The organism is Oleiphilus sp. HI0080 (genome assembly GCF_001635135.1).
The window spans coordinates 1-760 of record NZ_LWFU01000925.1; the positions used below are offsets into that span (position 1 = coordinate 1).

Annotated in this window: 1 protein-coding gene and 1 pseudogene; both read right to left on the reverse strand. The window is 49.3% G+C overall.

The annotated features are described in order from the left end of the window. On the reverse strand, positions 1–382 hold a 382-nt coding region (locus A3751_RS18115), incomplete at its 3' end, for a ThiF family adenylyltransferase (protein ID WP_197466479.1). Beyond that, a pseudogene (locus A3751_RS23105) lies at positions 379–760 on the reverse strand (GNAT family N-acetyltransferase); the annotation flags it as partial. The gene A3751_RS18115 and the pseudogene A3751_RS23105, both read right to left, overlap by 4 nt.

Consider the following 760-nt stretch of genomic DNA (forward strand, 5'->3'; position numbering starts at 1 on the left):
CATAATCTAGGTTTTTAGTCAGCAGTTCAGCAACATTGTTCGGCGAGAGAAAACTGTGTTGCACATGCACACGCACCTCTGGACTAATTTCCTTGATTCGCTGAGCCATTACTTCTGTTTTCATCTGGCCAACCGTAGCCTGAAGAGCGTGAACCTGGCGGTTAATGTTCGACACGCACACGTCATCAAGATCAATCAAGGTGATTTCTCCAACACCCGATCGAGCCAAGGCCTCCGCGGCCCATGAACCTACGCCTCCGATGCCAATGACGGCCACATGACTTTGCGCGAGCTGCAATAAGCCTTGCTCCCCATACAGGCGCGCTATGCCGCCGAAACGAAAGCGATAATCTTCACTCAGCGCGCTCTTTTTTTCTGTCATGGTGTTTGTTTCAACTTTTCGTCGTAGGCGAGAAAATCATGATTTACCAGCTCGTAGCGCTTTCGCTTGAGCGGCTTTAAACGATTCAAGTCGACAACGACTAGACCGTCAATGCAGTCCTGAAAATCGGGATCAATGTTAAAGCCATGGAAACGTGTGCCGCCTTCATCGCATAACTCAGTGTACTGCTTGTACAGGGTTGGGACGGAATGCCCGATAAGTCCGAGCTGTTCTCGCAGAGTGACAAAGGCATCTCTTGCATCCAGCCCCTCAAACAAACGTGCATTCTGCTCTTTCGCTGAATAACCCATCATATAAGGACGCTTGCAGCGAACGATGGGATCATCATCAAGATAGTATTTGCCGTAATAACCGAGC